Origin of the sequence: Mycobacterium sp. DL99, assembly GCF_004762045.1 — a bacterium.
Classification (GTDB): domain Bacteria; phylum Actinomycetota; class Actinomycetes; order Mycobacteriales; family Mycobacteriaceae; genus Mycobacterium.
In genome coordinates this window covers 2,608,813-2,621,999 of record NZ_SJOM01000007.1, presented here as the reverse complement: position 1 = coordinate 2,621,999, position 13,187 = coordinate 2,608,813, and the positions used below count along the sequence as shown (strand labels likewise).

Sequence of the window (13,187 nt, the reverse complement as noted above, 5' to 3'; positions counted from 1 at the left end):
GCTCAGAAAGTGGCGAACTCGCTCAGGCTCGCCGCCAGCGCCATCGGTACCCGCGCCTTGATGCGGGTGCCGTCGGCGGTGTGTTCGGTGGCATCCACCCGACCGTCGGCATGCACCCGCGCCACCAGGTCCCCACGGTCGTAGGGGATCGTCACGTCCACCGTCGCGTCGGTCGGGGGGATCATCTCCGCCATCCGGGCCCGCAGCCGGTCCAACCCCTCACCGGTGTGCGCCGAGACGAATACCGCGTCGGGCAGTGCGCGCCGCAGCGTCGCCAGCCCGAGGTCGGTGGCCGCATCGATCTTGTTGACCACCAACAACTCCGGCGGTGGAGCGATGTCGTATTCGGCGACCACATCGTTGACCACCTGGCGGACTGCGTTGATCTGCGCCAGCGGATGGTCGTCTGCGCCGTCCACCACGTGCACCAGCAGGTCGGCGTCGACCACCTCTTCGAGGGTGGACCGGAATGCCTCGACCAGCTGGGTGGGCAGGTGCCGGACGAAGCCGACGGTGTCGGTCAGCACGAATGGCCGCCCGTCGTCGAATTCTCCACGGCGCGTGGTGGGTTCGAGCGTCGCGAACAGGGCGTTCTCCACCAGCACGCCGGCCCCGGTCAGGGCGTTGAGCAGGCTGGACTTACCGGCGTTGGTGTAGCCCACGATCGCCACCGACGCGGCCTCCGAGGACAGCCGCCGGCTGCGCTGGGTGTCGCGGATCTTCTTCATGTCGCGAATCTCGCGGCGCAGCTTGGCCATCCGCTCACGGATGCGGCGGCGGTCGGTTTCGATCTTGGTCTCGCCGGGCCCGCGGGTTCCCACGCCACCGCCGGCCCCGCCGGCGCGGCCGCCGGCCTGGCGCGACATCGATTCACCCCAGCCGCGCAGCCTGGGCAGCATGTACTCCATCTGGGCCAGCGACACCTGCGCCTTGCCCTCCCGGCTGGTCGCGTGCTGGGCGAAGATGTCGAGGATCAACGCGGTGCGGTCGATGACCTTGACCTTGACCACTTTCTCCAGCGAGTTGAGCTGCGCGGGTGAGAGTTCACCGTCGCAGATGACGGTGTCTGCTCCGGTTGCGAGTACCACCTCGCGCAGTTCCATGGCCTTGCCCGAGCCGATGTAGGTCGATGGATCGGGCTTGTCCCGGCGCTGGATCAGCCCCTCGAGCACTTCCGAGCCCGCGGTCTCGGCCAGCGCCGCCAACTCGGTCAGGCTGGCATCGGCGTCGGCGGCGCTGCCCTCGGTCCACACGCCGACCAGGACCACGCGCTCCAGCCTCAGCTGCCGGTATTCGACCTCGGTGACGTCGGCGAGTTCGGTGGACAGCCCGGCGACGCGGCGCAGCGATGCGCGGTCTTCGAGGTCCAGCTCGCCTGTGCTGGGGGTGACGGGATGTTCTGGATGAGTCATATGTACTTACAGGTTGTCACGTGGATCGGGCCGCCCGCACTCCAATTACTTGTGCTCAGCGTTCCACCACTGCTCGGACAGGTCACCTCGGGCCACCAACACAGACGGTCCACGCAGGTAGCTGGTGGACTCGGTGATCGTCACGGTGACCTCCCCTCCCGGGATGCGCACCCGCAACGCCCCCGTGTCGGCACCCTGATGGGCCAGTGCCGCCAGGGTGGCCGCGACGGTGCCGGTGCCGCAGGAACGGGTCTCGCCGACACCACGCTCGTGCACGCGCATCGACACCGCACCATCGACCGGGACGGTGAGGACCTCGACGTTGACCCCCTCGGGGAACAGCTGCTCGTCGAAGGACACCGGCGCCGCGACGTCGAGCGCCGCCAACTCCCCCTCAGTCAGCCCGACACACGCCAGATGCGGATTGCCCACGTCGACGGCCACGCCGCTGACGCGGCGGCCACCGACCACCGCGGTTCCCGTGCCGAACCGGTTGGCCTTGCCCATCTCGACGGTCACGTCCGCAGTGGTGGCGTCGACGCTGTGCAGCACCACGGGGCGTGGGCCGGCCAACGAGCCCACCACGAACTCGTCGGCGGATTCCAGGCCGGAGGCGCGCAGGTAGTGCGCGAACACCCTCACCCCGTTGCCGCACATCTGCGCGATCGAGCCGTCGGCGTTGCGGTAGTCCATGTACCAGTCGGAGGCCGCAACCCCGTCAGGCAGTCGCTCGAAGACGCCGGCGGCCTGTGCGGCCCCGGCAGTCGTCACCCGCAGCACGCCGTCGGCGCCCAGGCCGCGGCGGCGGTCGCACAGCGCGGCCACGGCGGCCGGGGTCAGCGACAGCGCGGCGTCGAGGTCGGGCAGCACCACGAAATCGTTCTGGGTGCCGTGCCCTTTGGCGAAGATCACCTGATCAGGATACGTGCCGCCACGCCCGCAGCGCGTCGTGCACCAGGCCGTCGGCGGCCCCGTCCAGCCACACCACCCGATGGTCGCGCCGGAACCAGGAGCGCTGCCGGCGCACGTAGCGGCGGGTGCCGATGAAAGTGGGCTCCAGGGCGGCGGCGCCGTCTCCCCCGGCGTCGAGGTCGGCCAGCACCTGCGCGTAACCGAGCGCCCGCGCAGCGGTGACCCCGTCACGTAGTCCCCGGCCGATCAGTGTCCGCACCTCGTCCACCAGGCCGTCGGCGAACATCAGGTCGGTGCGTTGTTCCAGGCGCGCATCGAGAACAGATGTCTCCCAATCCAATCCGATGATCGCGGTGTCCCAGCGCGGCGTGCCGATGCTCGGCGCCGAGGCGGCGAACGGTTGGCCGGTGAGCTCCACGACCTCCAGGGCCCGCACGATCCGCCGGCCGTCGGTGGGCAGGATCGACGCTCCTGCGGCGGGGTCCACCCGGGTCAGCTCGGCATGCAGGGCGGCCACTCCCACCTCGGCCAGCCGGCCTTCCCACCGGGCCCGCACCGCTGGATCGGTCGCCGGAAACGTCCATTCGTCGAGCAGCGACTGGATGTAGAGCATCGAGCCGCCGACGATCACCGGGACGGCGCCGCGGGCCGCGATGGCCTCGACATCGGCCGCGGCGTCGCGCTGGTAGCGCGCCACCGTGGCGGTCTCGGTGACCTCGAGCACATCGAGCTGGTGGTGCGGGATGCCGTGGCGCCCGGCCACGGGCAGCTTGGCCGTGCCGATGTCCATGCCGCGGTAGAACTGCATCGCGTCGGCATTCACGATTTCGCCGCCCAGTTCCTCGGCAACCGCCAATGCCAGCGCCGATTTCCCGGTGCCGGTGGGCCCGATGATCGCGATCGGTCGCGTCATGGCAGCCATTCGCCGACGAAGTAGCCAACCCCGTAGGGCGCACCGCGGTACAGCTCACGTGCCGAGCCGGGAGCGGATCCGGTCAGGCCGGCCAACACCTGGTAGGCGACCCTGCCGAGTACCGGTTCGGGCAGCTCGGCCAGCGCGGCGAGGTCACCGGTGGCCAGGGCGTCGTCGAGGTCCTGCTGGGTGGCAGGAGAATCCGGCAGGTAACCGCCGGGAGCCGCCGGAGTGAGGGTGTGCAGCCCGTCGGCGACGATGAGGACGCCGATGGGATCCGTGGATTCGTCGATCTGGGCGCGCAGCGCACGGCCGTGCGCCAGTGCTTCACCTACCGGGTGGGACGCAGCGTAAGCGTGCACCTCGATGTCGGTATCGGGTGCGGCCTGGCCACGGATCCACCCGGCCACCAGCACACACAGCGGTAGTTCAGCCGGCGCGCCCACCGGGCCCGGGCCGAGCGCCACCGGGACGTCGACGCCGTAGCCGGCGAAGGTCCCGGCACAGTCGGGTCCGTACACCTCGTCGCGGGGGCCGACGCCGACGGCCAGCCAACGCGCAGGTAGCGAACCCGCCGCGGCGATCACCGCATCGCGCAACCCGGCCACCTCGGCCGCCGCCACACCCACGAGTTCGGGTACGAGAACCGGCGTGGCGGGGACGATCGCGATGGCGCTGAGCACGTCACCAAACTAATGCGCGGCCCGTGCTGCGCCGCGAGGAGTGCTGGTGATCGGCGCCTTCGACACCGCCGGATGCGGTCGATCCGTCACCGCCCGACGGAGTTTGTCAGGGCATTGCGCCGAAAGCCGTGGGCACGGCACAGCACGACCTGCTTGAATAGCGGACAAGCAACAGCATCAGGCGCCGCGTCGCGCGGCAGATGCGCGGGTGAACCGCGCGGAGTACGAGGAGCGGATATGACAACCAGTGAGCCAGGCGGAGCCACCCCCCCGACCACCTCCGGGCCCACGCCGAAGCCCACGCCCTCGCCTATCCCAAGGCCAGGCCCACCCCGCCCCGTTCCCGGGCCCAGCCGGGTTGCTCCCGTGGTCGCGGTGGCACCGACCGGCGACCCACACCGGTTCGGCCGGGTGGACGACGACGGCACGGTGTGGTTGATCAGCGGATCCGGTGAGCGCGTCATCGGCTCGTGGCAGGCCGGCGACACCGAGTCGGCGTTCGCCCACTTCGGCCGGCGCTTCGATGATCTGCACACCGAGGTGGCCCTGCTGGAACATCGGCTGTCCTCCGGCACCGGCGATGCCCGCAAGATCAAATCGGCGGCCGCCGCCCTGGCCGAAGGTCTGCCCACCGCAGCAGTTCTCGGCGACATCGACGCATTGGGCGCTCGTCTGACGGCAATCCTGGAACACGCCGATGAGGCCGCCAAGACCGAGCGGGCCCAGCGCGACGAGCACCGTGCCGCCCAGACCGCACGCAAGGAAGCACTGGCCGTCGAAGCCGAGGAGCTGGCTGCGAACTCCACGCAGTGGAAGTCCGCCGGTGACCGCCTGCGCGAGATTCTCGACGAGTGGCGCACCATCACAGGGCTGGATCGCAAGCTCGACGACGCCCTGTGGAAGCGCTACTCCACCGCCCGGGAGACCTTCAACCGCCGTCGCGGCTCGCACTTCGCCGAACTCGACCGCGGCCGCGTCGGCGCCCGACAGCTCAAAGAGGGGCTCTGCGACCAGGCCGAGCAACTGTCCGGGTCGACCGATTGGGGTGCCACCGCGGCCGCCTTCCGGGACCTGCTGACGCAGTGGAAGACCGCGGGACGCGCCGCCAAGGACGTCGACGACGCACTGTGGCACCGGTTCAAGGCCGCCCAGGACACCTTCTTCGGGGCCCGCAACGCCGCGAACGCCGAACGTGACGCCGAGTTCAAGGCAAATGCCACCGCCAAAGAAGCGCTGCTGGCCGAGGCCGAGAAGATCGACACGACCGATCTGGACGCGGCCCGCGCGGCATTGCGGACCATCGGCGACAAGTGGGACGCGATCGGCAAGGTCCCCCGCGAACGCGCCGCCGATCTGGAACGACGACTGCGCGCCGTGGAGAAGAAGGTCCGCGACGCCCCGGCCGGTGGCGTCGATCCCGAGGCCCAGGCTCGTGCCGATCAGTTCCGCTCACGTGCCGAGCAGTTCGAGCGCCAGGCCGAGAAGGCCGAAGCAGCAGGACGGGCCAAAGACGCCGCCGAGGCCAGGGCGAGCGCTGAGCAGTGGCGCCAGTGGGCCGACGCTGCAGCCGAGGCGCTGGGCAAGCGCAGCTAGGTCTGGTCCGGCTTCTCGCCGGCGGTGTCGGGCTTGGCACCGTCGGTGCCGGGCTTGGCGCCGTCGGCCTTCGTGACGTCGGGCTTGGGCGTGCCCGCACCGGGGATGCCGAGCACGCCGTGCTGCTGTTGCTCCGCGACTTGGCGGCGACGATCCGCCTCGGCTGCCAACTGCAGTGCGGTGCGCGACCACACCACCCGCGCCCAGTGGAACGTGAGCACGATTACCGCCAGCCAACCGATGATCAGCCCGATACCGGGGCCTGGATGACCCGCCGCGGTCTGGCGTGACCACACCGCGAGCATCCCGAGTGCACTGGCTACCGCCGAACCGGCCAGGGCCACCCAGGCCAGCGCCCAGCGGCGGGTGATCAGCGCCAAGGTCGAGAACCCGACCGAGAACACCAGTGCCAGCCAGGTGAACACCCGCGACGGCAGTGAGATGCCGTCTGCCAGGGCCGTGGCGTCACCGACCAGAACGTCGAAGCCCTTGCTGGAACCGGTGTGCGGCAGCACGAACGACAGCAGCACCACGAACACCAGGATCGCCACCACCATCGCACGCGGACCCGAGTCGAACTCCCGGGTGACCTTGCGTTCGACGGCGGCCAGGTCGCCCTTGAACCGCTCGAAGTCGCTCTCGTTGCTCAACAGCCACATCCTTCTGATGACGGTGGGGTCTGCGGCGCACCGATCCGCGGCAACCCCAGGCCGACGCCGGTACGGGGGCGCTGACCGGCCGCGTGAGCGTCGCCGGCGCGGGTGCGCCGATGGGTGGCCAACGGGGCGTCGGCGATCAGATGATGCGGCGCGGCGCCGGTCACCGTGGTGGTCACGATGTCGCCGGGCCGAATGTCGTTGTCGCCGGGGGCGAAATGCACGAGCCTGCCGTCGCGGGCCCGGCCCGACATGCGGGCGGTGGCGGCGTCCTTACGTCCCTCGCCGGTCGCGACCAACAGTTCCACCGCCCGGCCGATCTGAGCCTGGTTCTCCTGCAGGGAGATTCGCTCCTGCAGCTCGATCAGCCGCTGATAGCGTTCGGTGACAACCGCTTTCGGCAACTGGTCGGGCATCTCGGCCGCCGGGGTGCCGGGCCGGATCGAGTACTGGAACGTGAACGCGGTCGCGAATCGCGACTGTTCGACGACGTCAAGGGTGGCCTGGAAATCTTCCTCGGTCTCACCGGGGAAGCCGACGATGAGGTCGGTGGTGATCGCGGCGTCGGGAATCGCGGCCCGGACCTTGTCGATGATGCCCAGGTAGCGCTCGGCCCGGTACGAGCGGCGCATCGCCTTGAGAATGCGGTCTGAACCGGACTGAAGCGGCATGTGCAGCGTCGGGCACACGTTGGGGGTCTGCGCCATCGCCTCGATCACGTCGTCGGTGAACTCGGCTGGGTGCGGTGAGGTGAACCGAACCCGCTCCAGCCCCTCCACGTCGCCGCAGGCACGCAGCAGTTTGGCGAACGCGCTGCGGTCGCGCGGCAGTTCCGGGTCGGCGAACGACACCCCGTAGGCGTTGACGTTCTGACCCAACAGGGTGACTTCGAGCACGCCCTGGTCGGCCAGGGTCTGCACCTCGGCGAGGATGTCGCCGGGCCGCCGGTCGACCTCTTTGCCGCGCAGCGAGGGCACGATGCAGAACGTGCAGGTGTTGTTGCAGCCCACCGAGATCGACACCCATGCCGCGTAGGCGGATTCGCGCGTCGCGGGCAGGGTGGACGGAAACTCCTGCAGGGCCTCGACGATCTCGACCTGGGCGGTGCGGTTGTGCCGGGCCCGGTCCAGGAGCACGGGCAGGGACCCGATGTTGTGGGTGCCGAAGACCACGTCGACCCACGGGGCGCGGCGCAGCACCGAGTCGCGGTCCTTCTGCGCCAGGCAGCCGCCGACGGCGATCTGCATGTTCGGATCGGCCTGCTTGCGCGGGGCCAGGTGGCTGAGGTTGCCGTACAGCTTGTTGTCGGCGTTCTCCCGCACCGCACAGGTGTTGAACACCACGATGTCGGCGTCGGAGCCGTCCTCGGCCCGTCGGTATCCAGCGTCCTCGAGCAGGCCCGACAACCGCTCGGAGTCGTGCACGTTCATCTGACAGCCGTAGGTGCGGACCTGATAGGTGCGCACGGCACGCTGCGAGGCCGGTGCCGTGGACTCCTCGCGCGAGCGCTCGTCGGCGTCGCCCGTCGCGTCCCGGTTCACCATCGTCGTCACGGCCTCAATGGTACGGAGGCTCCCGAAACGCTAACGCGGCGGATTGACGAGATCCGGGCAGGCTGGACGTTCCCTGGGTAAGGTCACCTGCCATGGGAAGCCCCGGCGAGCAGCCGCAGGTCGACAATGCAGCACTTATAGATGTGCCGATGATCTCACTGTCGGGAGTCAACAAACACTTCGGATCTCTGCACGTACTGAACGACATCAACCTCGAAGTGGGCCGCGGCCAGGTCGTGGTGGTGCTCGGCCCGTCGGGTTCAGGCAAGTCCACGTTGTGCCGCACGATCAATCGGCTGGAGACCATCGATTCCGGCAGCATCGCGATCGACGGCCAGGTGCTGCCGGCGGAGGGGCGCAAGTTGGCCCAGCTGCGCTCCGATGTCGGCATGGTGTTCCAGTCCTTCAACCTGTTCGCACACAAGACGATCCTGCAGAACGTCACGCTGGCGCCGATGAAGGTGCGCCGGAAGTCCAAGACCGAAGCCCGCGAGAAGGCGATGGCCCTGCTCGATCGCGTCGGGGTGGCCAACCAGGCCGACAAGTACCCGGCCCAGCTGTCCGGTGGTCAGCAGCAACGCGTCGCCATCGCGCGCTCACTCGCCATGAACCCGAAGGTCATGCTGTTCGACGAGCCCACCAGCGCCCTGGACCCCGAGATGATCAATGAGGTTCTGGCGGTGATGACCTCATTGGCCGGCGAGGGCATGACGATGGTGGTGGTCACCCACGAGATGGGTTTCGCCCGCCGGGCATCTGACCGGGTGGTGTTCATGGCTGACGGCGCCATCGTCGAGGACGCACCGCCGGCCGAGTTCTTCGACAATCCGAAATCCGATCGCGCCAGAGATTTTCTCGGCAAGATCCTCCATCACTGACGCAGTCCCGAAAGGAACCCGAACATGCCATTCGTGCCGTTCAAGTTGGTCGGTACCCTCGCGCTCGCGATCGCCCTCCCCTTCGCCGCGACCGCGTGTGGCGGCGGCGGTGACTCCGGAAAGATCGTCATCGGCACCAAGTACGACCAGCCGGGGCTCGGTCAGAAGAAGCCCGACGGCACCATGTCCGGTTTCGACGTCGATGTGGCCAAGTACGTGGCCAAGGAACTCGGCTACCCCGAGGACAAGATCGAGTGGAAGGAAGCGCCCTCGCCGCAGCGCGAGACGCTGATCCAGAACGGTCAGGTCGAATACATCGTGGGGACCTACTCGATCACCGATGCACGCAAGGAGAAGGTCGACTTCGCCGGCCCCTACCTGCTCACCGGGCAGAGCCTGTTGGTCCGGGCCGACGAGAACGACATCACCGGGGCAGCCTCGCTGGAGAACAACAAGAAGCTGTGTTCGGTATCGGGTTCGACCCCGGCGCAGAACATCAAGACGAAGTACCCGAAGGTGCAGCTGCAACAGTTCGACACCTATTCGGCCTGCGTCGACGCGCTCAAGAACGGCATCATCGACGCGGTGACCACCGACGAGGTGATCCTGGCCGGCTTCGCCGCGCAGAGCCCGGGCACCTTCAAGATCGTCGGTGACACGTTCTCCGAGGAGCGTTACGGCATCGGCCTGAAGAAGGGCGACACCGAACTACGCAAGAAGATCAACGACGCGATCGAGAAGATGGAATCCAGCGGGGCCTGGAAGGAAGCGTTCGAGCGCAACCTCGGCCCGGCCGGCATCAGTACCCCGGCGCCGCCCGCCGTCGACCGAAGCTGAGTCGGAGACAGCGCACCGACCGTGGAGATTTTCGACGCACACCGCGATCAGATATTCGCGGCGTTCTGGACCACGATCCAGCTGACGGTGTACTCCGCGATCGGTGCGCTGATCCTGGGCACGGTACTGGCCGCGATGCGGCTGGCACCGACGCCGGTAATGAACTGGCTCGGCACCGCCTACGTGAACATCGTGCGCAACACACCGTTGACGCTGATCATCTTGTTCTGCTCATTCGGTGTGGGCCAGACGCTGGGCATCACCCTGGTGGACCCACATTCGCCGACGTCGATCGCGGACAGCAACTTCCGTCTGGCTGTGCTCGGGTTGACCGTCTACACCGCGTCTTTCGTGTGTGAGACGGTGCGCTCGGGGGTCAACACAGTTCCGCTGGGCCAGGCCGAGGCGGCCCGCTCACTGGGTCTGAGTTTCGGACAGAATCTGCGAATCATCCTGCTGCCCCAGGCATTTCGAGCGGTCATCATCCCGCTGGGATCAGTCCTGATCGCATTGGCGAAGAACACCACCATCGCCTCGGCGATCGGGGTGGCGGAGGCCGCGCTGTTGATGAAGGAAATGATCGAGAGCACTGCCGCGCTGCTGATCGTGGGCGCCATCTTCGCGACCGGGTTCGTGATCCTGACCCTGCCGCTGGGGCTGTTGTTCGGGTGGTTGGGCAAGCGACTGGCGGTGGCACGGTAATGAGCGCATCGGTCCTCTTCGACGCACCCGGTCCGCGGGCCCGAATCCGCAATGGCGTCCTGACGGCGCTGACCGTGGTCGTCGCCGCGGTGGTGCTCGGCATCGTGATCTCACGCATGTCGGCCAAGGGACAGCTCACCAGCGAAAAGTGGGAACCGTTCCTGACCGCCGACCTGTGGCGGACGTACGTCCTGCCCGGCGTGCAGGGCACGCTGACCGCCGCGGCGATCTCCATCGTGTTGGCTCTGATCCTGGGCGTATTGCTCGGTGTGGGCAGGTTGACACCGATTCCGCCGATCCGCTGGGTCTGCGCCGTGATCGTGGAGTTCTTCCGCGCGGTCCCGGTGCTGATCATGATGATCTTCGCGTATTTCCTCTACGCGATGTACGACGTGTTCCCGTCCAAGCAACTGGCACTGGCCGGCGTGATCACCGGCCTGACCCTCTACAACGGTGCCGTGATCGCCGAAATCGTGCGGGCCGGCATCAACACGCTGCCTCGCGGGCAGCGTGAGGCAGCGGCCTCGCTCGGCATGTCGTGGGGACAGACGATGCGACTGATCCTGCTGCCGCAGGCGATCACCGCGATGCTTCCGGTGCTGGTGTCTCAGCTGGTGGTGGTGCTCAAGGACACCGCGATCGGCTACCAGATCACCTTTGTGGAGATGGTGCGCCAGGGCACCGTCATCGGGTCGGCATACGGCAACTACCTGCCAGCGCTGATTGTGATCGCCGTCTTGATGATCACGGTGAACTTCACGCTGTCCTCGTTCGCCACCTGGCTGGAACGGCGACTGCGCCGATCTGATCGAGGTCCCGCACCGATGGAGGCCGAGGCTGTCGAGCAGGAAGGCGCACCGGGCGCGCAGGTGCTGCACGCCCAGCGGGACTGACCCGGGTATAGCGACACAATGCGGCCGCTATACCCGGCGGCGCTCCCGCTCGCCGGCCAGCTCGACGCTGACGACGTCGAAGGCCATCGACTGGTTATAGCCGCGCCGGGCCAGCATGCCGACGAGCCGACGGGTCACCTTCACATCGCCGTCATCGTCGTCGAGCCGTTCGCGACGCAACTTGTCACGGACCAACTGCTCGGCCCGTTGCCGTTCGGCAGCCGGATCCAAGTCGGCCAGCGCGGCGTCGATGACCTCGTTGTCCACGCCCTTCTTTCGAAGTTCGACGGCCAAGGCGCGCTTGCCTTTTCCCGCGTTGGCGTGCCGGGACCGCACCCACTGCTCGGCGAAGTCCTCATCATCGATGAGACCGACCTCGGTGAGCCGGTTGAGCACCTTGGCACTGAGGTCCTCTTCGTAACCCCGTTTGGTGAGCTGTTCGGTCAACTCGGCGCGGGTGCGGGCCCGCACGGTGAGCAGGCGCAGGCAGACGTTCTTGGCCTGCTCCTCACGTTTGCGAGGATCCTGCGCCTGCTCCCCCTCGGGCTTACCCGACGGCTCAGAAGTCAACCGGGGCGGGAAGGACGTCATCAGCCTTCGCCTCGGCGGTCACGACAGCACCGATACCGAGCTTTTCCTTGATCTTCTTCTCGATCTCGTTGGCGGCGTCGACGTTCTCCAGCAGGAACTTGCGGGCGTTCTCCTTGCCCTGGCCCAGCTGCTCACCCTCATAGGTGAACCAGGACCCGGACTTGCGGATGAAGCCGTGCTCGACACCCATGTCGATGAGCGAGCCTTCACGGCTGATGCCGTGGCCGTACAAGATGTCGAACTCAGCCTGCTTGAACGGCGGTGAGACCTTGTTCTTGACGACCTTGACCCGGGTCCGGTTACCGACCGCGTCGGTGCCGTCCTTCAGCGTCTCGATCCGCCGGACGTCCAGACGGACCGAGGCGTAGAACTTCAAAGCCTTACCGCCCGTGGTGGTTTCGGGCGAGCCAAACATCACGCCGATCTTCTCGCGGAGCTGGTTGATGAAGATCGCGGTGGTGCCCGAGTTGTTCAGCGCGCCGGTCATCTTGCGCAGCGCCTGGCTCATCAGGCGGGCCTGCAGACCGACGTGGCTGTCCCCCATCTCGCCCTCGATCTCGGCACGGGGCACCAGGGCCGCCACCGAGTCGATCACCAGGATGTCGAGCGCACCCGAGCGCACCAGCATGTCGGCGATCTCCAGCGCCTGCTCACCGGTGTCGGGCTGGCTCACCAGCAGTGAATCGGTGTCAACACCGAGCTTCTTGGCGTAATCGGGATCCAGTGCGTGCTCGGCATCGATGAACGCCGCGATGCCGCCGGCGGCCTGAGCGTTGGCCACCGCGTGCAGCGCCACGGTCGTTTTACCCGAGGATTCCGGGCCGTAGATCTCGACCACGCGGCCGCGCGGCAGACCGCCGATGCCGAGGGCCACGTCCAGGGAGATCGAGCCGGTGGGGATCACCGAGATCGGCTGGCGCACCTCCTCGCCGAGGCGCATCACCGAGCCTTTACCGAAGTTCTTGTCGATCTGGGCCATCGCCAGTTCGAGCGCTTTTTCGCGATCCGGGGCCTGGGGCGCCATGGGGGTCTCCGTCCTAGTGATGTTCGGTGATCGGTTTCGATCAGTTGGCCGTGACGCTAGAGGCAGCCACTGACAAGTCGGCTTGACCAGCATCTCGCCATCGCATGCCGACAACAGTAGACGAACACCTGTTCGATTCAAGTAGACACGCCGTACGTGCACTCAAACCGGCCTATCGTGGGAGCATCCGGCCCGGAGACGGGGCAGCGATGCACGAGATGGCGATCACCCAGAGTGTTGTCGACGCGGTGTGTGAGCACGCCGCAGGCCGGCGCGTGCACAGCGTGAAGCTCGAGGTGGGCGCGTTGTGCGCGGTCGTCCCGGACTCCATGCTCTTCTGCTTCGACCTGGTCACCGAGGGCACGGTGGCCGACGGCGCCCGCCTCGACCTCGACATCCACCCGGGAGCGGCACACTGCCGCAGCTGTGGAGCGCAGTTCTACCTGCCCGACCTGATCCTTTTGTGCCCGTGCGGAAGCGCCGACGTCGAGGTGACCGCCGGCCGGGAACTGCGGATTCTCTCGATGGAAGTGAGCTGAC

Annotated in this window: 14 protein-coding genes; 6 read left to right on the top strand and 8 right to left on the bottom strand. The window is 67.7% G+C overall.

The window, feature by feature from the left end; translation table 11 throughout:
- Positions 1–2 precede the first annotated feature (2 nt).
- Genes hflX through EYZ64_RS13175 form a run of 4 tightly spaced genes read right to left on the bottom strand, consistent with a single transcriptional unit; the run spans position 3 to position 3,920 of the window.
- Positions 3–1,412 carry a GTPase HflX gene (hflX, locus tag EYZ64_RS13190; RefSeq protein ID WP_135453840.1) on the bottom strand — a complete coding sequence of 470 codons (1,410 nt, stop codon included), beginning with the start codon at positions 1,410–1,412 and terminating at the stop codon, positions 3–5.
- Positions 1,413–1,457: 45 nt separating this feature from the next.
- A complete protein-coding gene (gene dapF, locus EYZ64_RS13185) occupies positions 1,458–2,324 on the bottom strand; it encodes a diaminopimelate epimerase (RefSeq protein WP_135453839.1) in 867 nt (288 codons plus the stop codon).
- A 4-nt stretch (positions 2,325–2,328) separates the two neighbouring features.
- The gene (gene miaA / locus EYZ64_RS13180) at positions 2,329–3,237 is read right to left on the bottom strand and encodes a tRNA (adenosine(37)-N6)-dimethylallyltransferase MiaA (RefSeq protein WP_135453838.1); all 909 of its coding nucleotides are present in this window, start codon (positions 3,235–3,237) and stop codon (positions 2,329–2,331) included.
- Positions 3,234–3,920, bottom strand: coding sequence for a class III extradiol ring-cleavage dioxygenase family protein (locus tag EYZ64_RS13175; RefSeq protein WP_135453837.1), 687 nt, complete (start codon positions 3,918–3,920; stop codon positions 3,234–3,236). Before EYZ64_RS13175 ends, miaA begins: the two co-directional genes overlap by 4 nt.
- Positions 3,921–4,157: 237 nt before the next feature.
- Here EYZ64_RS13175 and EYZ64_RS13170 point away from each other — a divergent pair, with 237 nt between their 5' ends.
- Positions 4,158–5,513, top strand: a complete 1,356-nt coding sequence (locus EYZ64_RS13170) for a DUF349 domain-containing protein (protein WP_135453836.1) — start codon at positions 4,158–4,160, stop codon at positions 5,511–5,513.
- Here the strand turns inward: EYZ64_RS13170 and EYZ64_RS13165 are convergent.
- Both EYZ64_RS13165 and miaB read right to left on the bottom strand, forming a co-directional pair.
- Entirely contained in the window at positions 5,510–6,172 is a 663-nt protein-coding gene (locus tag EYZ64_RS13165) for an Rv2732c family membrane protein (protein ID WP_135453835.1), read from the bottom strand. The genes EYZ64_RS13170 and EYZ64_RS13165 overlap by 4 nt on opposite strands.
- Positions 6,160–7,713, bottom strand: a complete 1,554-nt coding sequence (gene miaB, locus EYZ64_RS13160) for a tRNA (N6-isopentenyl adenosine(37)-C2)-methylthiotransferase MiaB (RefSeq protein ID WP_135459981.1) — start codon at positions 7,711–7,713, stop codon at positions 6,160–6,162. The genes EYZ64_RS13165 and miaB overlap by 13 nt, the downstream gene beginning before the upstream one ends.
- Positions 7,714–7,871: 158 nt before the next feature.
- Here miaB and EYZ64_RS13155 point away from each other — a divergent pair, with 158 nt between their 5' ends.
- The 4 genes from EYZ64_RS13155 to EYZ64_RS13140 are packed head-to-tail and all read left to right on the top strand — an operon-like array spanning position 7,872 to position 11,032.
- Complete coding sequence (locus tag EYZ64_RS13155; protein WP_167858105.1) at positions 7,872–8,600, top strand: amino acid ABC transporter ATP-binding protein; 729 nt, start codon at positions 7,872–7,874, stop codon at positions 8,598–8,600.
- Between the two features lie 24 nt (positions 8,601–8,624).
- A complete protein-coding gene (locus tag EYZ64_RS13150; protein WP_135453833.1) occupies positions 8,625–9,437 on the top strand; it encodes a glutamate ABC transporter substrate-binding protein in 813 nt (270 codons plus the stop codon).
- Between the two features lie 21 nt (positions 9,438–9,458).
- Complete coding sequence (locus EYZ64_RS13145; protein ID WP_135453832.1) at positions 9,459–10,139, top strand: amino acid ABC transporter permease; 681 nt, start codon at positions 9,459–9,461, stop codon at positions 10,137–10,139.
- Positions 10,139–11,032, top strand: coding sequence for an amino acid ABC transporter permease (locus tag EYZ64_RS13140; protein ID WP_135453831.1), 894 nt, complete (start codon positions 10,139–10,141; stop codon positions 11,030–11,032). Before EYZ64_RS13145 ends, EYZ64_RS13140 begins: the two co-directional genes overlap by 1 nt.
- A gap of 27 nt (positions 11,033–11,059) precedes the next feature.
- Here EYZ64_RS13140 and recX read toward each other — a convergent pair whose 3' ends face one another.
- A complete protein-coding gene (gene recX / locus EYZ64_RS13135; RefSeq protein WP_135453830.1) occupies positions 11,060–11,623 on the bottom strand; it encodes a recombination regulator RecX in 564 nt (187 codons plus the stop codon).
- Complete coding sequence (recA, locus tag EYZ64_RS13130) at positions 11,592–12,647, bottom strand: recombinase RecA (RefSeq protein ID WP_135453829.1); 1,056 nt, start codon at positions 12,645–12,647, stop codon at positions 11,592–11,594. Before recA ends, recX begins: the two co-directional genes overlap by 32 nt.
- Before the next feature lie 209 nt (positions 12,648–12,856).
- Here recA and EYZ64_RS13125 point away from each other — a divergent pair, with 209 nt between their 5' ends.
- Entirely contained in the window at positions 12,857–13,186 is a 330-nt protein-coding gene (locus EYZ64_RS13125) for a hydrogenase maturation nickel metallochaperone HypA/HybF (protein WP_135453828.1), read from the top strand.
- Position 13,187: the final 1 nt, after the last annotated feature.